At 71.7% G+C, this 24443-nt stretch carries 18 protein-coding genes; 8 read left to right on the forward strand and 10 right to left on the reverse strand.

Annotation, left to right across the window (positions count from 1 at the left end):
- Positions 1–5: 5 nt before the first annotated feature.
- From IRY44_RS31340 to IRY44_RS22035, 7 genes are all read left to right on the forward strand, one after another.
- A complete protein-coding gene (locus IRY44_RS31340; RefSeq protein ID WP_194802135.1) occupies positions 6–2900 on the forward strand; it encodes an AAA family ATPase in 2895 nt (964 codons plus the stop codon).
- Positions 2901–2931: 31 nt separating this feature from the next.
- On the forward strand, positions 2932–5460 hold the full coding sequence (locus IRY44_RS22010) for a caspase family protein (protein WP_194802136.1): 2529 nt from the start codon (positions 2932–2934) through the stop codon (positions 5458–5460).
- A gap of 36 nt (positions 5461–5496) precedes the next feature.
- A complete protein-coding gene (locus IRY44_RS22015) occupies positions 5497–5724 on the forward strand; it encodes a hypothetical protein (RefSeq protein ID WP_194802137.1) in 228 nt (75 codons plus the stop codon).
- Positions 5725–5863: 139 nt separating this feature from the next.
- Positions 5864–6895 carry a hypothetical protein gene (locus IRY44_RS22020; protein WP_194802138.1) on the forward strand — a complete coding sequence of 344 codons (1032 nt, stop codon included), beginning with the start codon at positions 5864–5866 and terminating at the stop codon, positions 6893–6895.
- A gap of 23 nt (positions 6896–6918) precedes the next feature.
- Positions 6919–9321, forward strand: coding sequence for a CHAT domain-containing protein (locus IRY44_RS22025; protein WP_194802139.1), 2403 nt, complete (start codon positions 6919–6921; stop codon positions 9319–9321).
- A 363-nt stretch (positions 9322–9684) separates the two neighbouring features.
- A complete protein-coding gene (locus tag IRY44_RS22030; protein ID WP_194802140.1) occupies positions 9685–12234 on the forward strand; it encodes a hypothetical protein in 2550 nt (849 codons plus the stop codon).
- Between the two features lie 283 nt (positions 12235–12517).
- Positions 12518–13036: a cupin domain-containing protein gene (locus IRY44_RS22035; protein ID WP_194802141.1), complete on the forward strand. Its 519-nt coding sequence runs from the start codon at positions 12518–12520 to the stop codon at positions 13034–13036.
- Positions 13037–13108: 72 nt separating this feature from the next.
- Here the strand turns inward: IRY44_RS22035 and IRY44_RS22040 are convergent, their stop codons facing one another.
- Positions 13109–14587 (reverse strand): endo-1,4-beta-xylanase, encoded by a 1479-nt coding sequence (locus IRY44_RS22040; protein ID WP_194802142.1) that lies wholly within the window; start codon positions 14585–14587, stop codon positions 13109–13111.
- Positions 14588–14875: 288 nt separating this feature from the next.
- Positions 14876–15307, reverse strand: a complete 432-nt coding sequence (locus tag IRY44_RS22045) for a helix-turn-helix domain-containing protein (RefSeq protein WP_194802143.1) — start codon at positions 15305–15307, stop codon at positions 14876–14878.
- A gap of 113 nt (positions 15308–15420) precedes the next feature.
- Between IRY44_RS22045 and IRY44_RS22050 the strand changes: the two genes are divergently transcribed.
- Positions 15421–16335, forward strand: coding sequence for an NADP-dependent oxidoreductase (locus IRY44_RS22050; protein ID WP_194802144.1), 915 nt, complete (start codon positions 15421–15423; stop codon positions 16333–16335).
- On the opposite strand, the gene IRY44_RS22055 is transcribed toward IRY44_RS22050, so the two are convergent.
- The 8 genes from IRY44_RS22055 to IRY44_RS22090 all read right to left on the reverse strand — a co-directional run bounded on the left by IRY44_RS22055 (position 16317) and on the right by IRY44_RS22090 (position 24412).
- Positions 16317–19481, reverse strand: coding sequence for an ATP-binding protein (locus IRY44_RS22055; protein WP_194802145.1), 3165 nt, complete (start codon positions 19479–19481; stop codon positions 16317–16319). The two genes, IRY44_RS22050 and IRY44_RS22055, sit on opposite strands and share 19 nt — an antisense overlap.
- Entirely contained in the window at positions 19481–20122 is a 642-nt protein-coding gene (locus tag IRY44_RS22060) for a hypothetical protein (protein WP_194802146.1), read from the reverse strand. The genes IRY44_RS22055 and IRY44_RS22060 overlap by 1 nt, the downstream gene beginning before the upstream one ends.
- Entirely contained in the window at positions 20109–21101 is a 993-nt protein-coding gene (locus IRY44_RS22065) for an endonuclease domain-containing protein (protein WP_194802147.1), read from the reverse strand. Before IRY44_RS22065 ends, IRY44_RS22060 begins: the two co-directional genes overlap by 14 nt.
- A 111-nt stretch (positions 21102–21212) precedes the next feature.
- Entirely contained in the window at positions 21213–22007 is a 795-nt protein-coding gene (locus IRY44_RS22070; protein WP_194802148.1) for an ABC transporter permease, read from the reverse strand.
- Positions 22004–22909, reverse strand: a complete 906-nt coding sequence (locus IRY44_RS22075; RefSeq protein ID WP_194802149.1) for an ABC transporter ATP-binding protein — start codon at positions 22907–22909, stop codon at positions 22004–22006. Before IRY44_RS22075 ends, IRY44_RS22070 begins: the two co-directional genes overlap by 4 nt.
- Positions 22906–23277 (reverse strand): hypothetical protein, encoded by a 372-nt coding sequence (locus IRY44_RS22080; RefSeq protein WP_194802150.1) that lies wholly within the window; start codon positions 23275–23277, stop codon positions 22906–22908. Before IRY44_RS22080 ends, IRY44_RS22075 begins: the two co-directional genes overlap by 4 nt.
- Positions 23277–23873 (reverse strand): helix-turn-helix domain-containing protein, encoded by a 597-nt coding sequence (locus IRY44_RS22085; protein ID WP_194802211.1) that lies wholly within the window; start codon positions 23871–23873, stop codon positions 23277–23279. Before IRY44_RS22085 ends, IRY44_RS22080 begins: the two co-directional genes overlap by 1 nt.
- 77 nt (positions 23874–23950) lie before the next feature.
- A complete protein-coding gene (locus IRY44_RS22090; protein ID WP_194802151.1) occupies positions 23951–24412 on the reverse strand; it encodes a MarR family winged helix-turn-helix transcriptional regulator in 462 nt (153 codons plus the stop codon).
- Positions 24413–24443 lie beyond the last annotated feature (31 nt).

The raw sequence follows: 24443 nt of genomic DNA on the forward strand, positions 1-24443 counted from the left end.
TGAACGTGCCCGAGGAGCCGGTGTTCGTCGGCCGCGACCACGAGCTGAACACATTGCGGCGCCGCCTGTCCGAGGCGGGGCAGGGCACGGCCCGTACGGTACTGATCGGTGGAGAGCCGGGAGTCGGCAAGAGCCGGCTCGTGGCCGCGTTCGCACGCGAGGCACGGGAATCCGGCGCCCACGTGTTGTCCGGCGCGTGTGAGGAGCACTTCGGCGACCCGATGCCGTACGCCCCGCTGCTCGAAGCGTTGGAGACGTTCGGCCGGGAGCACGGCGACCAGGAGGCTGCGGAACTCGGCGGCCCGGCGTACCGGAAGTTGACCGCCTTCTTCGATCTCGAGGGCGACGCCATGCACACGCCCCAGCAGGTCTTCCTGGCGGTCCGCCGGATGCTCGACCACATCGGGGCGGAGAACCCGGTCGTGCTGATCATGGAGGATCTGCACTGGGCCGACCCTTCGACGCTCGACCTGGTGCGGCATCTGGCCCAGGCGCCCCCGGACGGCCGCCGGCTTCTCTTCGTGTGCAGTTACCGCGCCAACCCCCGGCGCGGCGACTCACTGTGGCAACTGCTGGCCGGCACGACGTTCCTCCGCCGCACCGAACGCTTCGAACTTCCGGCCTTCACGCTCGAGGAGATGCGCTGTCTCGTCGCGGCGGGCAGCTCCGGGCGGGTCGATCCACGACTCGTGGAGCGCTGCCTGCGCTGGTCCGACGGCATCCCGTTCTACGCCGAGCAGTTGGTGGCCGCCGGCGCCCTCGCCGGTCGGGACGAAGACGTCCAGCTGCCACCGGACATCCGCTCGGTGATGCTCGCCCGCCTGGGTGGTCTGAGCGAGGAAGCTCTCAAGGTGCTACGGGTCGCGGCTGTGGCCGGGCGGGCGATGAGCCGGCGGCTGTTGCGGACGGTGAGCGGCTTACCGGCCGAGACGTTGCGGGACGCGTTGCAGGAGTGCTTCGACCAGCAGATGCTCGTTGCCGGCCAGGAGGACAGCTACAGCTTCCGGCACGCCTTGCTGCGCGAGGTGGTCTACCAGGAGACGGTCCGGGACACTCAGGTGGATCTGCACACCGCGATGGCCGAGGCGTTGGCAGCCGACCCCCGGTTGTCACTGATCGACGGCTCGGCCGTAGCCGAGCAGGCCAGCCACTGGTATCAGGCGGGCGCCTGGCCGCAGGCGCTCACGTACGCCGTGCAGGCCGGCCGGGCAGCAGCCCGGACGTTGGCGTTCTCCTCGGCCGAGGTGCAGTTCGATCGAGCCCTGCGGTTGTGGCACCGCGTCGCCGATCCGCAGGCCCGAGCCGGTGTGACCCGCTCGCAGCTACTCGCCGAGGCGGCCGAGGCGGCCCGCTGGTCCGGACGGGTCGACCAGGCCCTGGAACTCGTCGAGGAGGCCATCGACGCACCCGACAACGACGGCGACCCCGATCGGCTGGGCGAGATGCACGAGCGACGCGCCACCTACCTGTGGGAAGCCGGCCGGCGGGCCGAGTCCGGTGAGGTGTTCCGCGAGGCGGCCACGTTGCTGGCCCACAGCCGCCCCTCGGCCGTGAAGGCTCGGGTCCTGGCCGGGATCGCGCTCGCCCACCTGCAGGCCGGGCACTACCAGGAGGGCCGCAGGACCGCGGACAAGGCGTTGACCATGGCGACCACGGTCGAGGATGAGGCCGTCCGAGGGCGGGCCCTCAACATCTCCGGCCTGGCCCTCGGCATGCTCGGCGATCCGGAGGGCGAGGTGCGGCTGCGCCGGTCCATCGAGATCGCCAGGTCGGCCAACCATATCGAGGATCTCTTCCGGGCCTACGGAAACCTGGGTCTGGTCCTGGAGCACGCCGGGCGCCTGCGGGAATCCGCCGAGGTGACGATGGCGGCGTTGGACGAGGCCCGTCGGTTCGACCTGGCCGGTACGCGGCAGGGGACGGTGCTGGCCAACAATTCGAGCGCCGCGCTCGTGCTGCTGGGTGAGTGGGACGACGCCGAAAAGATCATCACCGAGGTGACCCTGGACCGGCTGCCGGCGGAAAGCCTCTATCCGCGTCTCACGCTCGCCGAGATCAAGGTGGCGCGTGGCGATCTCCACCAGGCGCGCGAGTTGCTCACCTCGATCGAGAACGTGGAGCACGGCGAGGACCCTCGGTTCCTGGGCCCGTTGCACGGAGTCCGAGCGGAGTTGGCACTCGCCGAGAACGATCTCGCGCGGGCGGCGGACGAGGTGCTCCGGGGCGTGGCGGCGGTGCGTGGAGGTGAGAACGCGCTCGAGCTGCTGCGCCTCTGCGCGGTGGGGATGCGCTGCGCGGCCGACCGTGCGACGGTCGATCCGCACGGCGCAGCGGCCGACGGCGACCGGATCGCCCTTCTCGCGTCGGATGCTCGCCGACAGCCGGCGAAAGACGAGATCGACCAACTCGTGTTGCTCTGCAAGGCCGAACGGCTGCGTATCCGAGGCGCGGACACCGCCACCGGCTGGAAGCGGGTCGCGCACGGCTGGGCGAGACTCGACCGGCCCTACCCGGCCGCCTATGCCCACTGGCGGCAGGCCCTGGCGCTCGCGGCCGCCGATCCGAAGGCAGCCCGCGAACCGGCGCGCAACGCCTACCAGGTGGCGAAGACTCTCGGCGCCGTGCCCCTGCGCGACCGGGTGCGGCAACTCGCCGCGAGGATCGGCCTCGACCTCGCCGACCGCCCGGCGCCGGCCCGGCGCCCCTTCGACCTCACCCCGGCGGAACTGGACACCCTTCGTCTTCGCTACGAGGGTAAGGACCCGGTGGGTATCGCAAACGCCCGCGGCGTGGCGAAGCGGACCGTGGACAAGCAGCTCGAACGGGTGTACGCGAAGCTCGGCGTGCACAGCGCCGTGGAGGCGATCGCCCTCGCCCGTCGCGAAGGGCTCTTCGACTGACCACACGCCCGCCTGTCCGTCAGTGACGGGCATGACGCGAAAAGCTCTGTTGATCGGTGCGCAGACCCACGGCCTGGCCGGCGTACTCAACGACGTCGACGCGATGGAGCAGGCGTTGACACCGCGCGGTTTCGACGTCCAGCGGCTGGTCACTCCGTACGCTACCCGGGCCGGGATTCGCGACGCCTACGAGAAGCTGACCGCCGACGCCGGCACGGACGACGCAGTCGTCGTCTACTACAGCGGCCACGGTGGTCGCCTACGGTCACCCGACGGTCGCGACCTGCAGTTCATCGTGCCGGACGACTACGCGGACTCGGACGAGGACGACTTCCGCGGTATCACCGACGTCGAACTCTCAGTCCTGCTCGCCGGGCTCACCGACCGCACCCACAACGTCACCGTGATCTTCGACTGCTGCCACGCCGCGCACATGTCCCGGCAGCCCGAACGGCGGGTGAAGGCGCTGCTGCGGGACGCGCGGGCGCGGTGGCGACCGACGTACGAGAGCGTGGAACGGCAGGTACAGAGGCTGGTCGCCGAAGGCCTTCCGATCGACCGACGACCATTGATCGGCAATCCGCACGCGGTGCGAGTGGTGGCGTGTTCGCCGTCCGGCTCGTCCTGGGAGAGCGTCAACCGGGACGGCGTCGAGATGGGCCTGCTCACCGATGCGCTGTCTCGCGCGCTGCGGGAGACGGACGGGCTGCGGATCAGCTGGGCCGCGTTGGTGGACGCGGTCCGTCGTGAGGTGCAGACGTTCGTGGCCGCGCAGCGACCCGAGGTCGAGGGCCCGTCCGGGCGCCAGCTGTTCGAGACGACCGAAGCGGACGCGCTGGACGCGCTACCCGTCGCGGTCGACGGCCCGGACCGGATCCGGCTGCTCGGCGCGCCGCTGCTCGGTGTCCGGACGGGCGACGAGTTCGCGATCATGCGTGGAGACGCGACCAGCTCGCAGGACGGGCCGGCGATGGGCACGGCGGTGGTCACCCACCTGCTGCCCGCAGCCGCCGCCGCGCGGTTGCGACTCACGGCACCGGGGCAGGCCGTGCCGTCCGACGCTCGCGCGTACCGCACCAGCGCTGCGCCGCCCGCGCTGGCGGTGCGGCTGCCGTCGGACCATCCGGTGACGGCGGAACTCGCCGAGAGCATCGTCCTGCACCCGATGCTACGACTGGCCGCGCAGGACGTGGAGACCAGCGGCGAGGTCACCGTCGAGGTCACCGTCGACGAGCAGGGCCGCCTCGCGGTGCGGGACGAGGCAGGGCCGCTGCACCTGCCGTACCGGCCGAGCCCAGCCGGCGTCGGTGCCGTCGTCGCCAACCTCCGACGGATCGCCCAGGCCACGGCATTGCGGCGGCTGAGCGGCGATCCGAGCCGACCACTACGGCAGTCGGTACGCACCGAGTGGGGCCGCGTGCGCGACGGCCGGGAGACGCCACTCGCACCCTCCGGGGAACTCCTGTTCGCGCAGGCCGACGAGCGGATCTTCTTCCGGGTGACGAACGAGGGCGACCTCGATGTGTTCGTCTCACTCGTCGACATCGGCGTCTCGTACCGGATCGCGCTGCTCACGCACTCCGACCCGAGTGGCGTCCGACTCGAGCCCGGTGCCTCCTACACGTACGGCTGGAACGAGGACCGTAACGAGCTGACCGGCGTCGCCGTCAGCTGGCCGGACGGTATCGACATGTCGGCGACTCGGCCCGAGACCGTACTGGTCCTGGTCAGTGACGGTCCGGTCGACGTGTCCAGCCTGCAGCGGCCGGGCGTACGGGGAGACGGCCGACGGGCGACTGGATCCGGGCTGACCCACCTGCTCGCACAGATCGCCACCGGCGCCACTCGTGAAGTCGGTCCCGAGCCCGCCGGCCAGGTCCGCTACGCCGTGCAACCGATCGATTTCATGCTCAGTCCGACGCCACCTCCCACGGCGGAACGAGCCGTTTTCCTGGTCGACGAGCGGCCCGCGCAGCCGATCCGGCTGCTGTCGCCACGCGGCACGGCGCCGGGAAAGCTCGCCGTCCGCATCGCCGAGCTCGTGGTCCACCGCAATCGGGCGTTGGGCAGCGCGGACATCCGGGTGGACGCGGTGGTGCTCACCGGCGGGTCCGGCGGGCAGCCGATCTATCGCGCGGAGACCATGCGGTTCAGCAACGTACGCGACGGTGACCGCCTACCCCTGGACGACGTGCTCATCTATCACGGGCCGGCCGAGGACTTTCTGGACATCGCGGTGTGGGTCTCCCGGGACACCACAGGCAGCCTGGCGCTCAGCGCGCTACTCGAGAAGAAGCTCACCGACCCGGTGGTGCACGGGGCCGTCGCCGAGGTCGCCGGACTGGCCATGACCGCGCCACACGCCGCCGTCGCGGTCGCCCTCATGGGCGCCGGCGCGGTCCTGGTCAACACGGCCTACGAGCTGCTCACCGGTGTGGTGGGACAGAGCGTCGGGCTCTACCGCACGTCCCTGCTGGCACAGGAGCAGTTCGGGATCGGCCGCCACGTGCGGCACCCACAAGACTTCTCGTTCACGTTCTGCGTGGACGAGGTGGCCTGATCCGTCCCACTCACCATCACGACAAGGAGTACGAGCATGACCAAGAAGCTCATCATCGGCCCGGCCGAGTGGTTCATCGCCGACGCTGACGCATCCGGTGTGGTCCGGCTGGTCCGGGAGGCGATGACCAACCGCACCACCGTCGAGTTGGGGCTGTACGACGGCGCCGGCCGGGCGGTCACCGTCTTCCTCAACGGGGCGACCGCCGCCAGCGTGGTGCTCGCCCTCGACCCGACTCCGCGTCCGCCGAGCGAGATGTCCTGATCGATCGGGGAAGGTACGTGGCCCGTACGTATGCGACGGGCCACGTACGCATTTCCCGGTATCTCCACCGCCACGCCTCGCCCGACCGCGACCCCGTCAAGACGATCGATGCAAACGTCGAGGTACGGAGGAGTTCGCCGTGGTCAATCCCGAAAAGCAACCCGCCACGACGGATGTCGTCCGTGAGCTTGCCCGGCAGGGCGCGCTCGCACGGCATTTCGCGGCATCGGCCGAAGCGGAGCGCCGGCGGCTCCGCGCCGCCGCCGCCGAGCTCGCCTGGCCGCTGATCTTCCTGCGCGTGACCAGGCGGGTGGAGCGTGGGCGTGGGCACCACATCTGCGCCATGGGTGTGCAGCGGCTCTCGCCCGACTGCCTCGACCGCTTCCATGACGACGTCGAGGCGGTTCTCGACGACCTGTTCGCACATGCCGACGTGCCGATCGACAACCTCGAGGGCTGGCTGACCATGCGGATGCGCAGGGCGACAGTGGACGGCTACCGCCGTCGACGTGGTGAACGGGGCGCACCGCAGCGACCGCGCGTGCCGAAGTGGCTGGCCGAGGCGGTGGACCGGGACCCCTGGTTGTCGGACCTGGCCGTGGCGATCCTCGACTGGGTCGGTACCGAGGCCACCGCGGGCTCCTCGTTGTGGCCCCTCTCCGCCTGGACTGCGCGGCGCGCCGCACGCACCGGTGACCACAGCGTCGGAGAGTCGCAGGTCGCCGACGAGATCGAGGTCGTGCTGGCCGCGATGCGGCAGCGCCCGACCTGGTACGAGCGGAACGTGGATGGGCCGCTCGGCCGCAAGCGGGCGCCGGTGCACCTCCCACGGCGTGAATCGTCCGGCGAGTACGCCGAGCCTGAGCCGCTCGCCCTGGTCGAGCGGCACGAGAAGGACGACGCCCTGATGCTCGAGCTCGCCGCTCGGGCGATCGCACTGATGGAGAGCCGGCGGGACGCCGGCGAGGACTTGCGTGTGCTCGTCACGGAGGTCCTGGGCACGGTGTTCGGCGCGCTGCCGGCGGCCCACGGTCTGGACCGGGCTCCCGGCGACGACCCGATGGGTGCGGAGCAGGTCGGCGCCCTGATCGGCGATCCGGATCGTCTCGATCACGTCATCGAGACGCTGCTCGAGCTGTTCGACCGCCCGGATCGTCCGTCAGATCTCTAGAAGGCAGGCCGGAAGGAGCAGCGATGACCAGCCGTGCGGGAGAGCCCGAGCACCTCAGGCGAGCACAGACCGCCGCCCGGATCCAGGAGGTGCTCAGCGCGGCCCATGACGGAAGCCTCGTCGACGTTCGCACGAAGATCGCCGAGATGGACCGCCTCGCTGCGGAGTTCGCCGACGATCCGCTGGTCCGGCGACTGGCCGAGCTCGCGGGGGCCACGCTCGAGATGGTCGCCGGCTACCCCCAGGGCGGCGGAGGCAGGATCGAGACGGCACTGTCGAACCTCAGCGAGCTGGTCGCGGGCAACCCGGAGCTCGACGCGATGCGGGCGATCCTGCCGGACCTCGTCGCCGCCTACCAGGCCAATCAATCCGGCGACGACGGAACGGCACTTGCCCTGTTCGCCGATGTGGCCGAGCGGTCCGCCGATCTTCCGCCGGGACATCCGCTTCGGGAGGCGATGGCTGAGGCCGGACCGATGGCGCAGGCACTGGGCGCGATGAGCAACGGTGAGGTGCCGGTGATCCCCCGGGTACGGGCGGGCGGGTCCGCGACGGACCGCCTGACCCAGCTGGTGGCCTTTGGCGGCATGACGATGCGGCAGGGCGCCGAGACCGACCTGGACACCGTCGACACCGGTCTCGACGCCCTGCGTGAGGCCGTGGTGCTGAGCCCCGACACCCACCCGCACCACGTGTTCCACCTGGCCTCGCTCGCGCTGGGGCTGGCCCATCGCTCGGAAGTGACCGGCTCACTCGCCGACGTCGACGAGGCCATCACGGTGCTGGAGCGCGCCCGCGAGTCGGCCGGTGGTCCGGAACACCCGAACTGGTCGTTCGTCAACGAGATGCTCGCCGGGCTTCGGCGACGACGCGACGAAGCCGGGCCGTCCCGGATCCACACGTTCGAAGGGCTACGCGGCTACACGTGGCGGATTCTGCTGCAACCCGACCCGATGTCCGCTCGCGCCGTCGCCGCCGAGGCGGCCAAGGAGGCGGTGGCGGCCGCCGGCCGATTCCTGATCGACCACCACCCGGCGGACGCGCTACGGGCGCTGGACGCAGGTCGCGGCCTGATGTTGTTCGCAGCCACCGAGCTCCGCGACCCGTACACCCGGCTGGTCGAGGCGGGGCACCGCGACCTGGCCGACCGGTGGCGGGCGGTGGACGAACCGCCGCTGCGGCTGCGCGAGGAGGTTCTCGCGGTGCTGGCCCGGGACACGGGTCTCCTCGACGCGCCTGACCTCGACGAGATCCAGGAGGCGCTGGGCCGGCTCGGCGCGGATGCTCTCGTGTACCTGGTTCCGGCGGAGTCACCAGCACCGGGCTGGGCGGTGGTCGCCCCGACCGAGGGCCCTCCGCGTTTCGTCGCCCTGCCACACCTGTCGATCGCCGCCGGCACGGATGTCGAGCGGTATCTCAACGCCGTGGGGAGTCGAGCCGGGCGTCTCCTCCGCGAGTTCGATCCGATCGACGAACCCGCACTCGCCGAGAGCCTCGACGAGGTGTGCGGATGGGCGTGGAAGGCCGCGATGGGGCCGTTGCTCAAGCCGTACCTCGGCGGAGAGCGCCTGCCGCGCCTCGTCCTCATCCCTATGGGAGACCTCGCCCGCGTGCCCTGGCAGGCGGCGCGCGCTCCGGACGGCAGCTACGCGGTGCAGCATGTCGCGCTGACGCAGGCCGTCTCGGCGCGGATGCTGTGCGACACCGCGGCGGCCGAGCCGATCCCGGTGAGTCCCGGCGGCATGATCGTGGCCGACCCGGACACCGCCGGCCGGGCGTCGGACCTGCGGTCCGCGCGGCTCGAGGCGTACGCGATCCACCAGGTCTTCTATCCGGGCGCGACCTATGTCGGGCGGCGCCCGGACGGGAGCGTCAGTCGTTCCGGCGCGGGCACCGCCGACGACGTGCGCACCTGGTTACGCGCCGACAGTTCCCGGGCCGGCACCTTCCTGCACCTCGCGTCGCACGGCGTCATCGAGACGGCCCGGACATCCGCGTCGTCACGCCTGCTGCTGGCGGAGGGCGACCTTGCCGCGGACGAGTTGATGGGCGTCATGACCGGGGCCGGGCGCCGCCCCATCGCCCTGGTGGTGCTCGCGGCCTGCAACTCCGGCCGGTCGATCCACGGGTACGACGAGGCGTACAGCCTCGGGACGATGTTCATGGCGGCGGGCGCGCGCTCGGTGCTGTCGACGCAGTGGAGCGTCCCCGACCAGGAGACGTCCCTGCTCATGTACATGTTTCACCACTTCCTGACGACCGAGCGACGCGCGCCGTGGGACGCACTGCACCGGGCGCAGCTGTGGATGCTCGACGACGATCGCCGGCCGCCGCGGAAGATGCCTCTCCCGCTGCGCCGAATGCTTGAGGATGCCGACCCCGCACGTGTGGTCGCTTGGGCTGGATTCGTCCACTGGGGACGGTAATGAACGGAGGGCCATGACGCCATGGACGACGACGTGACGAAGCTTCAGGATGATCTGACCCGATTGCGGGGGCCGGCGCGGCTGCCGACCCTGGTGCGGCTCGGCCAGAAGCTGAGCCAGGAGTACTGGCGGATCGGGCCGGGCCAGCCCACCTCACTCGGCAGGCTGTCCGCCTCGATCGATGCGTGGTGTGAGGCCTACCGCTTGGCATGTGCGGGCGACGATCCGGCACGCGGCCAGATCGCGACCCTGTACGGCTGGCTCCTAGCCACCCGCTACACCGCTCACGGGGGCGCTTCACAGGACCGGCAAGTCGCCATGTCCGTGCTCGCCGAAGCGACGAAGTCCGCCACTCTGCCGCCGGTGCAGGCCACGATGGTACCCCTGATCCTGGGCCAGCTGTTCCTCAGCCGGGCGGTCGAGGCGCTGGGCCCGGGCGCTCGCAGCGGGTTCCTCGGCGGTCCGCCGGCGAGTGGGAGCGCGGACATCAGCGAGGCCGCCCGGCTGTTCCGCGAGGTCTTGGCCCGTGAGTCGATCAACCCCGACATCGCCACCGCCGCCCGCACCATGCTCGACATCACGGAGATGATTCAGCCGCTGCTCAGCGGTGATCTGGCCCGCTTCGACCTCAGCAAGCTCAGTCATCTGGCGGCGGAGCTGAGCCACCTGCAACGCGGCATGGGTCCATACCTGTCGTTGCTGAACGCGGACCCGATGGACTACCCGGTCCTCGACATGCCGGGCCCCGCAACGGAGCAGCCGACGATCCCGCCGCGCCGGTCCGCCCCCACTACGCCGACCGGCTCATCCATCACGGCTTCGGCCCGCCGGGTCGCGCGGGAACAACTCGGGGCACTGGTTCCGGACCACGGGCTCGCCGTCTGGGAGCAGGTCCGCGTACTACTCACCAGCGACCCCGGGGTGCCGGCCGCTGACCTGGACGCCCTCGTGGGAGCGGCGGCCAACGCGGTCGCCGCCGAGGAGGACGGCCCACCGGTGGAGCACGGCCTCGACCTGCTGCTGCTGGCCGCCGGGTTGTGCCTGCGACACCGACGCGACGGCAGCGGCTGGGGTGACGACGGCGACGAGGCCCCCGACGTCACGCTGTCCACCGCAGCCGACCACCTCGCCGCCGCGTCGGATCGTGTTCCACCTGGTCACCCCGCCGCGATAGTGCTTGTCGAGGCGATAGGCGGGCTTCTGGACGGCATCCGACCGCTGTCCGGGCCGATCACGGCAATCGCCGGCACCTTCTCCTCGTACGCGGAGCGGATCCCCTCCCCGCCGCCCGCGGTGACCGCGCTCGCCGAGTTGTGCCGGGCGGTGGTTGCGCTCCGCGACGACGTACCCGTCGACCTGGAAGCCTTCGCCGCCGCCGTGCCGACGGACCCCCGGCCACCGGCGCTTTCCGTCGCGGTCACGCATGCGCGGCTCGCCGCTGCGGTACGGGCCGGCGAGCCCATCGCCGCCGACCCCGCCCTCGGCGAACTGGCGGGACTGCTCGACGCACTGATCCGGGGCGATCGCGAAGCCCTCAGCGCCTCGGTCGACGCGTTCCCGGGGCGACAGCCGCCGCGGGTGGCCGCGATCCTCGGCGCGGTACGGCTGGAGCTGCACGATCTTGGGGCCGCGATCCCGCTGCTGTCCCGTGCCGCCCGCGCTCTCGACGACAGCGGTCTGCGTACGCGCACCTGGTGGCGGCTCGCCGAGGCGTACCGGCGTCGGGGCGCCGCCGGAGACACCGCGCTCAGTCGCGACGCGGGAGTGAACGCGCTCGGTGGCCCGGACCCGGACCGGTGCCGAGCGGCCCGATTCGCCGGCTGGATGCTCGCCGACGGACAGACCGAGGATGCGTTCGTGGCGTTGGAGGTCGCCGGCGCCGCTCCCGAACGACCGGGCGACCACCTCACCCGTGACGTGTTGGCAGTCGTCATCGGAGTAGAACCGCGGGTGGCGGGCGCCGCAGAACCACCGACACCGGCGATGGTCGCCGCTGCGCTCCGAGAACTCGACGTCGCAGCCCTGCTCTATCTGCATCCGACCGACGACGTGGGACGGACCGCTGGAGTGCTCTGCCTCCACGCCGGGACAGACCGGCTCGACCTGCTCGCCAACGTTCCCGTGGCCGATCCGCTGAACTCCGACGACCCCGGGCTGCCGGCGGTCCTGGGAAGGTGGACCAGCGGCAACCTGCTGATCGCCGCGACCGGCGGTCTCGACCGGCTGGCGCTGGCCGCGGTGCGCACCGGTGGTGGTCGCCGGTTGGCGCAGGACGTCGTGCTGTCGTACGTGACGTCCGGGGCCCAGGCGGTTCGGCTGGCCGCACGACCGGCGCCACCGGTGGATGCCGAGCCGCTCTTCGTCGTCAACCCACGCGGCGACCGTGACCCGTCGATGGCCGACGTCATGGTCGTACGGCGGCTGTTCTACCCACGGTCGGCCTGCCTGGGCAGATCGCTGGAGCCGATCGACGCGGCCGGGACACCGGGCGACCTGCTCAAGCGGCTACCCGGGGCATCGGTGGTGCACCTGGCCTGCGGAATGCGAGGCGACACGCTCGAGCTGGCCGGGGGCCGAACACTGGACATGGCGGACCTCCACGGCGGAGGCGGGCTGGCCGTGTTCATGGAGGGCACCGCACCGAGGCTGCTGGACGCCGGCTTCACCGGGGTCGTCGGCTGGCGATGGGAGGTGCCCGCCCCGATCGCGGCACTCGCCCTGTTCATGGTCCACCTGTACCTGGTCGACCGACGTCTGCGCCCCGCCGCAGCGGTGAACGCCACGCAACGCTGGATGCTCGACACCGATCGGGTACCGCCGCCGTTTCTGACCGGTGCACACATGTACACCGTCATGACGACCGACCTGACCCAGCCGGCCTTGTGGGCTGCCCTGATGTACCACGGTCGCTGACGGGAGCCCGGGATGTCCGAGAGGCTGAAGGAACTGTTGCTCACTGAACTGCGACGCGCGGTAGGCGTCCGGAGCGAGGGTAGTGACGACCCGAACCAGATCACTGCCGAGTTGATCGGCCGGCTGCGAAGGATCAAGGCGATGCAGAAGCAGTGCGAGTACCGACACGGAGGTGGCGGGGAGCGGTGATCGGTCCGCGGGCGGTGCCAGGTTTAGCGGCTTTCGGGATGGCTATGAGGGGGATCGATCCGCAGACCGACGATCGAGGAGAGCGAGAGAGCCGATGGCCAGCGGTGCGATCCCGTCCGACGATCCGACCCGTACCCTCGTCCACGCCCGTCCCGACGACCCCGCCCTCGCGCACCTCGCCATCGCGGGCGGCACCTACACGATCCTGGTCACCGGCGAGCAGACGGCCGGCCGGTACTGCCTGATCGACATGCGTGTTCCACCCGGTGGTGGGCCGCCTCCGCACCGGCACGACTTCGAGGAGATGTTCACGGTGCTCGACGGGGCGGTGGAGTTCACGTTCCGGGGTGAGCAGACCGTCGCGCGGGCCGGGGACACGATCAACATTCCGGCGAACGCGCCGCATTTCTTCCGCAATTCCTTCGACCAGCCCGCGCGGCTGCTCTGCATGTGCACCCCGGCCGGGCAGGACGAGTATTTCCTGCGGGTGGGCGACCGGGTGGACGGTCCCACCTCGCCGCCGCCGGCTCTCACCGACGAGGAGCAGGCCGAGCGCCGGGACCGGGCCGCCGCGCTGGCCGCCGACTACCGCACGGAGTTGCTGATCGGCTGACACCGGGCACAACGCAACGGCTCACCGCCGTGGCCGAGACCACGACGGTGAGCCGTTTTCCGTACGAGGAGGTCAGCTCGTCGCGACGAGCTGGAACCGCTGGTTGGCCTGGCCGTTGCAGGCGTAGAGCTGCACCTGCTGGCCGTTGCCGGTGCCCCAGACGTCGAGGCAGCGGCCGGACTGGACTCCGGTGATGGTGCCGTTGGAGTTGACGTTCCACTGCTGGTTCGCCTGTCCGTTGCAGCTGTAGATCTGGACTGCCGAGCCGTTGCCGGAGCCGGCGGCGTCCAGGCACATCGAGCCGTACACGGTCAGTTGCCGGCTGGAGGTGTAGGTCCACCGCTGGTTGGTCTGGCCGTGGCAGTCGTAGAGCTGCACCCGAGTGCCGTTGCTCTGCGAGGAGTTCGGTACGTCGATGCACCGGCCGGACTGGCTACCGACGATGCGGCTGGCGCCGGTGGTCGGCGGCGGCGTGGTCGGTCCGGCGGTCGGGGTCGTCGTCGGGGTCGCGGTCGCCGTCGTGGTCGGCGTGGGGTTGGGCGACGCGGAGTTGAGGACGTTGAGGACCGAGTTGTACGCGGCCTTCTTGTTGCCGCCGCCGTCGAACAGCAGCGGGCTCTCGCCTGAGCGCCACGAGTCGCTGTCACGCACGCCCCAGACGGTGATGCCGATGCAGCGCGGCACGTTGATGCACGCCTGCGTCAGACCCGCGTACTGACTGGTGGACGAGTTGGTCACGTCGACCTCGGTCAGCGCCACGTCCACACCCAGCGCAGCGAAGTTCTGCAGCGTGGTCTGGAAGTTGCTCGGCAGCGAACTGCCGCCGGTGAAGTGGGTCTGCAGACCCACGCAGTCGATCGGCACACCACGGGACTTGAAGTCCCGAATCATGTTGTAGACACCCTGCGTCTTGCCGTACGACCAGTTCTCGATGTTGTAGTCGTTGTAGCAGAGCTTCGTCGACGGGTCGGCCGCCCGCGCGGTACGGAACGCCACCTCGATCCAGTCGTTACCGGTGCCCTGCAGGTTCGAGCTACGGCGGCTACCGTCCTCATTGAACGCCTCGTTCACCACGTCCCACGCGGCCAGCTTGCCCCGGTAGTGGGCCATCACCCCGTTGATGTGGTCGATCATCGCCTGACGCAGGTTGCTGCCGTTCAGGCTCTGCATCCAACCCGGCTGCTGCGCGTGCCAGGCCAGCGTGTGGCCACGGACCTTCAGCCCGCGCTGGGTTGCCCAGTTGTAGATCTGGTCACCGGAGGAGAAGTTGAACTGGCCCCGGTTGGGCTGGAGCGCCTCCGGCTTCATCTCGTTCTCGGCGGTGATCATGTTGAACTCACGCGCCGCGATGGTGCTGTACGTGGAGTCGTTCAGCCGGTTCGCCGCGATGGCGGTGCCGAAGTAGCGGCCCGACTGCGCGGCGGCGGCACCGAGCGTGCTCTCCGCTGCCTGGGCCAGACTGGGCACCACGAGCGCAGCACCGGCCAGGGCCAGCGCGCTGCTGACGGCGGCCAGCACCACGCGGTGGCTGCGCCTCGGTAGATGTTTCATGACACTCCTCTGCATATCGGACGATGATGCGCTGGCGATGCCCGGCTGGACGCGGGTGGGAGCCGGCGGTGCGCCCACCCCCGCGTCACTGCCCTGAAACTTTTCGAAGATGTACCGGTAACTTCCCTGGGAAGATATCCGCGACGGCACGATCGGTCAATGTCGATGTCGAATCGAACATGGACTCAACCGGCTGATCAGCGCGGGAGTCCATACATGACCATGAGAGCGAAGCGCGACGAGAAGCGCGACGCGGTCCGAAAGTTTCGGAGAATCCGGCGTAGCCGGTCAGTGCTGGGCGGCCGCGTCGTACCGCTCGCGGTTGGCGTGTACCTCGTCCATGTGCGCCTCGGCCCACAGCTTCATGCCGTACATCAGCCGGTGCAGCGACTGGCCGAGGTCGGTCAGCTCGTACGTGACGGTCACCGGCACGCTCGGCGTCACGGTGCGGATGACCAGGCCGTCGCGTTCCAGTGAGCGCAACGTCTGGGTGAGCATCTTCTGGCTGACCCCGGCCAGGCGGCGGGACAACTCGGAGTAGCGCATGACCTGCGGCTCCGCGTTGCGGTCGGGACCGTCGCGGCCGAGCGCGGCCAGGATCAGCGCCACCCACTTGTCGGAGATCCGGTCCAGGAGCTGTCGGCTCGGGCAGCCGGCGAGGAACGCGTCGTACGCCTCCCGCGCCTGCGCCCGCTTCTCCGCCGCCGTCTGCGTCGGCATCGTCCGCCTCCTACCCGGGGGTACCCAACGCACTCCGAAGTGCGTACTTCCCGATGGAAAGTTACCCCTCCATCGTGGAGCAGGGCATCCCTCACGAACAAGGAGACACCATCATGGGTACGCGTACCTTCCGCACTGCCGTCGTCCGCACCCCGGGCGGACCCGACGCCATCGAGATCATCGACGTCCCGGAGCGCGAGCCGGGGCCCGGCGAGGTCCGGGTGGACGTCGCGGCGGCTCCGGTCAACCCGGCCGACCTCGGCGTCGTCGGCGGCTTCTTCCACTCGCTGGGGCTCATCAAGCAGCCGCACCACACCGGCCTGGGCTGGGACTTCGCCGGTGTCGTCGCCGCCGCCGGGCCGGGCGTCGACCTCGCCGTGGGCACCCGGGTCGCCGGGCTCGTCGGCGGGTTCGACCGCGACTTCGGCACGTACGCCGAGCAGCTCGTCGTACCTGTGGCCGACCTGGCGGTCGTACCCGATGATCTGGATCTGGTGGCGGCGGCGACGGTGCCGCTCAACGGCCTGACCGCGGCGCAGATCGTCGACCTGCTCGGCGACCCGCCCGCCGGCGGCCGGCTGCTGGTCACCGGCGCGGCCGGCGCGGTGGGCGGCTACGTCGTGCCGCTCGCCCGGGACCGGGGGTGGCGGGTGACCGGCCTGGCGCGGGCCGAGGACGAGGAGTTCGTGCGCGGGCTCGGCGCCGACTTCACCACCGCCGCCGAGCCGGGCTGGGACGCGGTCGCCGACGCCGCGGTGCTCCAGGACCGCGGGCTCGCGCTGGTCGGTGACGGCGGCGTGTTCGTCGGGGTACGGCCGAACGCCCACCCGGCGGCCGAGCGCGGCGTCACGGTACGCGCGGTCGAGGTGCACGCCGACGGGGTACGCCTGGCCGACCTGCTCGCCCGCACCGCCGCCGGTGAGCTGCCCGCGCGGGTGCACGCGGTGGTGCCGCTGGACCGGGTGGCGGACGCCCACCGGGAGGCGGCCAAGGGCGGAGTACGCGGACGCTACGTGCTGCGCCCCTGACCGCCGCGCGCCCGGTCCAGCACCTCCTCGACGGTAAGCGGGCTGCGCGGATGGTGGGTGAGCGACAGCGGGGTGCGGATCTTGCGGGGCGCGGCGCCCTCGGCGGCGAGGTAGAACTCACCGACGGTGAGGCGGGAGATGTCCGGCACGTCGCCGCCCTTCGCGCGGGCCATCTCCCGGGCCGCCTCGATCTGGATCGGGCTGTTCATCAGGCCGTAGAGCTGGGTCGCCGCATTGCCGGGGATGCGGTTGTGCAGCCCCTTCGGCGCCTGGGTGGCGAAGATCAGACCGAGGCCGTACTTGCGGGCCTGGGCGGCCAGCGCCAGTGTGCTCTGGGTGCACGCGGTCATCGCGCCGGACGGGGCGAACGTCTGCGCCTCGTCCATGATGAGCAGCCCGAGCAGCGGCCGGTCCCCGGCCGGGTTCTTCTTGATCCAGGCGAACAGGGCCATCTGGAGCTGGTTGACGAAACTCTGCCGTACGTCGTCGGACGGCAGGCCCACCAGGCTGACCACGGAGACACGGGCCCGCTTGCCGGGTGCCGGTGTGAGGAGCACGCCGGGATCCATCGGCGTGCCCTCGCCGCCGAACAGCGGGTCGTTCACCATGGCGGCGGTGAGGGTCTGCGCCAGGCTGAGGCCGATCTTGTCGGCGTCGTCCAGGTCGATGATCCCGTCTGGCAGGTCGGCGAGCGTGTCGACGAGGCCCTGCAACCGGGAGCCGCCGCGCCGGCCGTAGTGCTCGACGGCCTTGCGCAGCACGGCCAGCCCGAGATGCGCCCGGGTGGCCCGGCCGGTCACCAGGGCGCGCGGCGCGAGCGACGCGACTGCAGCCTCGACCGCCTCGGCGAACTCGTCCGGGTCGTCGCGTACGCCGGTGAAGTCGGGCAGCGGCTGGAAGCTCAGCGGGCGGCCCGAGTTGCGGCGCGGCGTCCAGACGACGACGTCGGTGTGCGCGAGGTAGTCCCGGGCCCGGTCCGCGTCATCCGGCCGCCACTGCGCGGGCGGCTCGGGCCATCCCTCGCCGAGGCGGGCGAGGTCGTTGTTCGGGTCGAGCACGATGGCCGAGACGCCCGCCAGCGCGCACTCCTCGACGATGCGGCGGATGAGGACGGTCTTGCCGGAGCCGGACCCGGCGAAGATCGTGGTGTGCTTGCGCAACGCCTCCAGCGCCAGCGGCACGGGCGTCCCGTCGTCGTACCCGTGCCCGACGACGAACGAGGGATCGGCCGGGCCGGTGGCAGCGGCGGCGGCCGGCGACGGCTCGGCGGGCTCCGGCGGCGGTCCGGCGTCGGTGGTCCAGCGGTCCACGTCGGCCAGGGCGTGCTGGAGGAACTTCAGCTCCCGGGTCGGCCGGCGCTCGGCCAGCCAGCCCTGCAGGTCCATGGTGGCCTCGGCGAGCATGACCCGCAGCGCGGAGAGGACTCGCAGGTCCTCCTCGTCGACGCCGAGCGTCTGGCCACCCGCCGCGGTGAACGCCCCCACCGCCTTGCTGGTGGCCGCGCTGGTCGACCAGGCGCGGTTGCGCAGCAGGAACAGCTTCCGTCGCCCCGATCCGGTGTCGAGGGCGGCGGCCACTGACGCCTTGCGGAGACGGGCGAGCGCGGCGTTGCCGTGGTGGTCGTCCCCGATCGCCCGGAAACACCAGTGCACCTGGTCCTCGGTGCGCTCGTCGAGCGTGAGCCGCAGCCGGGCGTGCAGCGGCGGGTCGGTGCTCGGCGGCGGGTCGACGCTGAACGCCTCGCCCGCGTCGCCCCGCTCCAGGATCCAGGCGGTGAGCCCGGCGGCGAGCAGTGGCGGCATGGCCGCGTCCTCGGATGCGCGGCGCAGCGGGCCGGTGACGTCGGCGGCCTCCCGCAGCTCGGCGAACCGGGCGTCGTAGCGGTCCATCTCCTCGCCGGTGGCGGCCACCGGGGCGGGCCGGGGAGCCCGGGGTTCCGCGATGGGCGGCTCGCCGAGGCTCGTCATCTCCCGCACCTGGTCGTCGGCGAGGCATTCCCGGATGTGCTTGTCGATCTCGATGAGCAGCTGTCGCGGGGTGAACGCACCGGCCTCGGCAAAGGCGCGCGGGGACACCGGCCACGACGGGTACGGCGGGACGAACCCCGCCTCCTGGTAGCGGAGGGTGAACCGCTTCTCGATGATCGCCCGGGCCACGTCGGCGTCGTCGATGCGGCGCAGCGGCGGCGTCTCCCGGAACCGGTCCGCGACGGTGTCGGCGGCGGTGGACTTGATGACGGTCCACGAGTTCGGAATGCAGGCCAGGACGGTGAGCGTGCGCCGGGTCGTCTGCCGTAACGCCATCAGGCCGTCCGCCATCCGGGCCAGCATCAGCGCCTGCTCCGGGCTCATCGCAGCCGCACCGGCCAGGGCGGGATCGCTCTGGATCGCCAGCTGGGCGATGAGCGTATCGATCTGGTCGATCGCCACCACCGACGGGCCGGTGAGGGCAAGCAGCCAGGACAGGTCCTGAACGATCTGCTGGGCCGGGCGCGGAATGCGGCGCATGCCCCAGGCCGCGCGTTCCCCGGCGGCCACCTCCTCGCCGGAGAGGAAGTAGTTCTCCGCGATGTCGCGGTGGGAGATGTCCTCGGACGCGCTGAGCGCCAGCGCACGCGCCGTCTCCTGGCAGGTGCGGGCCGCGTGCCTGTCGAAGTCTCCGAGCCCGTCCAGGAAGGCGTCGAGCGCCGCCTTTGTCAGTTCGGTGTCGCCCATGACGGCCCGGCGCGCCGTCCGGGGTGCCCCGACCAGGGCGGACAGTCGCCGCAGCAGCAGTTTGAGCTGCGTCTCGCGGCTGCCGGGCACCGGCCGGGACAGGCCGTCGAGCATCGCGGCGAGCACGCCGTCCCAGAAGCCGCCGGCGTCGAGCAGACCGACCAGGAAGAAGTAGCCGCCGCGCTCCTGCACCTGCTGGCGGATCACACCCAGCAGGTGGGTCTTGCCGGAGCCGCGCTGACCCTGGACGACCAGGCCGAGCGGGCTGCCGTGCGGGTTCGCCGCGGCCTCGTCCACCCCGGCGAGGACGTCCCGGACGACTGGTACGTGCAAGCCGTCGACGTGGAAGGGCAACGGCCGCCACACGTCGTCGGGCACCGGCGCCCAGTCGAACCGCAGGGCGGCCAACGCGTTCCGTTCCGCCTCGTTCATCACACGCCGATCGCCAGCAGGTGGTTCTCCTGCCCGCCGAGGCGGAGCGCGGCAGCGGTGTCCGCCTCGGTGAGCGTCTTCTGGTTCGACTCCGGCGCGATGGTGACGCCCTCGGACCGGCTGAGCTGCCGCAGCGCCTCGTCCAGGTCGTCGCGGGGCACGTCGGCGAAGAACGGTCGCAGGCGCCGCAGGCTCACCCAGGCGCCGGGCTCGTCGGCGAGCGCCCGGTACGCGGCGACGACACGCGCCTCCAGCGACCCGGCCGGCGCGGCGGCGGGCGCGCGCACGTCGGTGAGCGCGAAGAGTTCGGCGAGCGTCGCACAGCCGCTGCGTGCCAGGACACGATCGCGCAGGTGCGCCTGCACCGCGGTGAGCGCGGCGCCGAGCGCGCTCGCTCCCCGCAGCGTGAAGTCGAGGTCGCTCTGCATCCGTACCCAGCCCTTGTCGTCCAGTTGCAGAGCGTACGTCGAGCCGCTCTTGCGGCTGGCGACGTAGTGCAGGCGGGTGAGCTTGTCGCGCTGCGGCTTGCGTACGTCCAGTCCGTAACGGTCACGGAGTTCGGTGTTCAGCACCTCCCGCGCCTCGGCCATGAGCACGACGAGGATCGCGCTCTCGGATGCGGTCAGGTCATCGCCGGCCATGATGCCGTCCTTCCGCCAGGTCTCGGCGACGTGCCCGCAGATAGGTGCCGATCTGCGTGACCACGGCGCCGACGTCGTGGATTACTCGGGCGTTGGTGAAGCGCAGGACGGCGTAGCCGTCCAGTTGCAGCTGGACGTCACGTTGCCGGTCGGCCTCGAAACGGACCGGGCGGCAGTGCTCCGGGCCGTCGATCTCCACCACGCACCGCTCGTCCGGCCACACTAGATCCAGGCGTACCGGCGCGGAAAGACGGTGCGACTGGTAGTTCTGGTTCCATCTCCGCCCGGCCGCCCAGCTCTGCGCGGCCAGCGCCGCCTCCAGGCGCTTCTCGGCGTCGCTGCCCGGATGCGGCCGGCCTGCCACCGGTGCCTGGCCGACGGGCGCGGCCGGCGGTGCGACGCGGAAAGCCGGAAGCCCGTCCAGCCCGGCCGCACCGGCTCCGGCCAGCCAGACCGCCGGGCCACCGTGCTGCACGAGCCACGCGGCCCCGGCCGCCGTCACCGCGCCGTCGCCGTGGACCGGCTCGGCGAGCAGCACCACCTTCCGTCTGCCGAATGCGTCGGCGACGAGACGCGCCAGGGAGGCGGCCCGGGCGCGCAGCGGGAGCGTCGTGGCGCCGGACCGTCGCCCGGTCACCGCGAAGACGGCCAGGTCGGACAGGAACGAACCGGGGTAGCGGTCACGGCGCGAGCGCGCGGCGGCCGCAGCCCGCACGGCGGCGAGTCCGGAGGTGTCCGGGCGGACGTCGTGCGCGGCCTCGGGCAGCCAGGCCGGCAGCAGCTCGACGGCGACCCGTTCGAGCCGGTCCAGCACGGCGTGCACGAAGTCCGCGGGCATGGTGTACGCCGAGACCGGGCGGTGCACGACGGCGGCCAGCTCCGCGTGGCCGTGGGCGATCGTCATGGCGACCGCGTCGGCGTCCGCGCCGGGCAGGGCGACGACGCGGTCGGTCGGCAGATCGGCGAGGACCGGGTCCATGCAGCGTCGACCCTCCCCCACCGTCGACCCCGGACGTCGGATGACCAGAGTACGAATCGTCTTCGGCCGGCGCCAGCCCTGATACGCCGGACGGCGACGAAGCGGCGACGCTCAGGTGATGTCGCGGCGCATCGGGACGACAACGGCGAGCGCGGCGGCGGCGAGCGCGTACCCGGTCAACAGCAACGCGCCGGCCGCCGGTGGCAGGAGCGCGACGGCGTCGCTGCCGAGCTGCGCGGACATCGCGTCGGCGACGTAGGTGAAGTCGGTGAGCGCGGCGGTGGCGCCGCCGGGCAGGAGCGGGTAGAGCGCGTTGACGCCGGGGATCATCATCAGTACGGGCTCGGCCAGGTACAGGTAGCCGACCACGACGCACACGGCAACGACCTGGTTGCGGAGCAGCGCACCCACGCCGGTGCCGACGAGCAGGTACACAGCCATCGCGACACCGATGCGGGCGAGCAGCGCCAGCACCGTGGGAGCGGGCAGGCCCAGCGACACGCCACGCGCGGCGGCGACCGCGAACAGGGCCACCGCGGCGGAGCCGGCCAGGGCGATCCCGTAGCCGAGGCCGACGATCGCGTGGGTGACGAGTTTGGCGGCGAGCACCCGCCCTCGGCGCGGCGCGAACATGAACGTGACGGCGGCGGTGCCGTGCCGGTACTCCGATGTCGCAGCGAAGGCGCCGGCGGCGGCCGGCACGAAGGCGGTGAAGCCGAGGATGCCGAGGATGGACCGCAGGCCCTCCTCGGTGTGCAGTCCGGGCATCGGCGGGTCGAAGTTCTCCGGTCCGACGAGCGCCATCAGCCCGACCAGGCCGCCGCCGAGCGCGACGGCGGTGAGCAGCAGCCCGCCCCACATCCGGGTCGCCAGCACCCGGCGTAGTTCCGCTCTGAGCAGGTTCATCGGGCCTCCGCCGGGTCGGTGGTCAGGTCGAGGAAGAGCTGTTCGAGGCTTGTGGTCTCGGTGACCAGCTCGTGGATCCGCAGCCGGTGGTCCGCGGCCAGGTCGGCGACGCGCGGCGCGTCCAGTCCGCGTATCCGCAGCCGGCCGGGCCCGGCCGGTTCGACGGACCCGGCGGCGGCCGTCAGCGCGGTGGCCAGGGCCTCCGCGTCCGGCGAGGTGACGAGCACCGTCGGCGGGCCGGTGAGCCGGGACCACGGCCCGGCGGCGACGAGTTCACCGCGCCGGATCACCACCACGTCGTCGACCACCTGCTGGACCTCGTGCAGGACGTGGCTGGAGACCAGCACGGTGCGGCCCTCGTCGGCGAGCCGGCGCAGCAGTCCGCGCAGCCACGACATGCCTTCCGGGTCCAGGCCGTTCGACGGCTCGTCGAGCAGCAGGACGCGGGGGTCGCCGAGCAGCGCCGTGGCGAGGCTGAGCCGCTGCCGCATGCCGGTGGAGAACCCTCGGGTACGACGGTCGGCGGCCTGGGCGAGGCCGAGCAGGTCCAGCAGTTCCGCGACCCGGCTGTCCGGGCAGCCGGCCATCGCGGCGTAGACACCCAGATGGTCACGGGCGGTGTGGCCGGGGTGGAACGCATTGCCGTCGAACACCGCGCCGACGGTCCGTGACGGCTGGGCCAGCCGGCCGTAGGGCTGCCCGCCGATCGTGGCGGCGCCGCTGGTGGGCGTCACCAGTCCGGTCAGCATGCGCATCGTGGTGGTCTTGCCGGCGCCGTTCGGGCCGAGGAAGCCGGTGACCGCACCGGGCCGCACGGTGAACGTCAGGTCGCTTACGGCGGTGACGTCGCCGTAGCGCTTGGTCAGGCCCGACGCCTCGATCGCCAGCCGGTCACCGGTCATGGCCGGCTCCCCGTCGCACGCCCGATGGTCTCGGCCAGGTGCGATGCGGCCGGGTCGGAGACGACGACCTCGTCGAACTCCCCGCCGGCCGCCGCGCGGTCCAGCACCAGGTGCAGACCGGGCTGACCGCGCCGGGCCGCCACGAGCTGCCGGGGACCGCCGAAGATGCCCCAGACGCCGACCTTGGCGAAGCCGGACACCGTGTACCCGCGCCGGGCGCCACGGGCCAGCCGGATCGGCTCGTCCACCGGGGCGGCGTACCGCACGGCGGACAGGCGCAGCGTGAACCGCTCCCGCCCGACCCACATCCGTTCCCATCCGGTGAACCGGATGTCGATCACGTCGCGGTCAAGCGTTACCGAGGCCATCAGTCGTCGCCCTTCGTCGTGTCGGAGTCGTGCGCTGACGTGTGCGTGTCGCCGGGGGCCACCGGACGCTCGGCGGGCATCAGGACGGTCGCCAGCAGCCGGGGGATCCGTCCGTCGCCGGGGCCCCTGGCGAGCAACGGGCCGACCAGCGCGTTGAGCCCGGCTGCGAACTCGTGCAGCTCGGCGTCGGTCAGGTGCAGGACGAGCTGCTGGTATCCGACGCCGTCGGCGACGAAGTCGACGGACTCCCGGGCGAGGTAGCGGGAGAACTCCGACAGCAGACTCGACACGAACGCGGTGAAGTAGCGCGCGTGGTCCTCCGGCGTCGCCGTCGCCAGGGCCGCCGGGTCCAGCGCCGCGCCGTGCGCGGGCAGCGCGTACACCCGCTCGACGGCGCCGCGGACCTTGCGTTCCTGCACCACGTCGAGCATCCCGGTCTTCACGAGCGTCGCCAGGTGCCGGTAGAGGGTGGCCTGCGGGACGTCAGGCAGCAGCTCGACCAGGTCGTGCGTGGTCACCCGGGCACCGGCGACCGCGCGCAGGATGCGGATCCGCACCGGGTGCAGCGCGGTCTCCGCCCACCGCTCCATCGACATCGTCACGCCGCAGACGTTATCACTATCGAGAACGATAATGATAGGCGGTGAATGAGGACGGTGCCGGAGGGCAGCCGTCAGGCGGACGGGCGGGGGTGGTGGGCCAGCACCCGCGCGAGCAGCCGGGTCAGGTCCGCACGCTCGTCCGGCGACAGCGGCGCGAGCAGCTCGTCCTGAACGGCGGCGAGTCGCTTCTCCAGCCGCCGCAACTGCCGCCGCCCGGCCGTGGTGATGGTGACGACGTTGCGCCGCCGGTCGGCGGGATCCGGGCTGCGGGTGACGAACTCCCGCTCGGCGAGTTCGTTGAGTGCGGCCACCACGTCGCTGACGTGGATGCCGCTGCGCCGTCCGAGCGCCGCCTGGCTGGCCGGCCCGAACTCGTCGAGCGTGGCGAGCAGTCGGAAGTGGTAACCCCGCGCGTCGACAGCGGCGAGGCCGTCAGCGACCAGCCGGCCGGCACGTACAGCGGTCTGGGTGATCAGCCAGCTCGGCAGGCCGGCCAGGCGGGTCGGTACGAGGTCCGGCTCCGGGTTCTCCACGTGCCCAGCCTAACCGTAAAACGTTGGCGTC

This window comes from Micromonospora sp. ANENR4 (assembly GCF_015354395.1).
Taxonomy (GTDB): Bacteria; Actinomycetota; Actinomycetes; order Mycobacteriales; family Micromonosporaceae; genus Micromonospora; species Micromonospora aurantiaca.

Coding starts and splice junctions, on each gene's coding strand:
- IRY44_RS22010 (WP_194802136.1), top strand. CDS start 2,932: ATGACGCGAAAAGCTCTGTTGATCGGTGCGCAGACCCACGGCCTGGCC.
- IRY44_RS22015 (WP_194802137.1), top strand. CDS start 5,497: ATGACCAAGAAGCTCATCATCGGCCCGGCCGAGTGGTTCATCGCCGAC.
- IRY44_RS22025 (WP_194802139.1), top strand. CDS start 6,919: ATGACCAGCCGTGCGGGAGAGCCCGAGCACCTCAGGCGAGCACAGACC.
- IRY44_RS22035 (WP_194802141.1), top strand. CDS start 12,518: ATGGCCAGCGGTGCGATCCCGTCCGACGATCCGACCCGTACCCTCGTC.
- IRY44_RS22040 (WP_194802142.1), bottom strand. CDS start 14,587: ATGAAACATCTACCGAGGCGCAGCCACCGCGTGGTGCTGGCCGCCGTC.
- IRY44_RS22045 (WP_194802143.1), bottom strand. CDS start 15,307: ATGCCGACGCAGACGGCGGCGGAGAAGCGGGCGCAGGCGCGGGAGGCG.
- IRY44_RS22050 (WP_194802144.1), top strand. CDS start 15,421: ATGGGTACGCGTACCTTCCGCACTGCCGTCGTCCGCACCCCGGGCGGA.
- IRY44_RS22055 (WP_194802145.1), bottom strand. CDS start 19,481: ATGAACGAGGCGGAACGGAACGCGTTGGCCGCCCTGCGGTTCGACTGG.
- IRY44_RS22060 (WP_194802146.1), bottom strand. CDS start 20,122: ATGGCCGGCGATGACCTGACCGCATCCGAGAGCGCGATCCTCGTCGTG.
- IRY44_RS22065 (WP_194802147.1), bottom strand. CDS start 21,101: ATGGACCCGGTCCTCGCCGATCTGCCGACCGACCGCGTCGTCGCCCTG.
- IRY44_RS22070 (WP_194802148.1), bottom strand. CDS start 22,007: ATGAACCTGCTCAGAGCGGAACTACGCCGGGTGCTGGCGACCCGGATG.
- IRY44_RS22075 (WP_194802149.1), bottom strand. CDS start 22,909: ATGACCGGTGACCGGCTGGCGATCGAGGCGTCGGGCCTGACCAAGCGC.
- IRY44_RS22080 (WP_194802150.1), bottom strand. CDS start 23,277: ATGGCCTCGGTAACGCTTGACCGCGACGTGATCGACATCCGGTTCACC.
- IRY44_RS22085 (WP_194802211.1), bottom strand. CDS start 23,873: ATGTCGATGGAGCGGTGGGCGGAGACCGCGCTGCACCCGGTGCGGATC.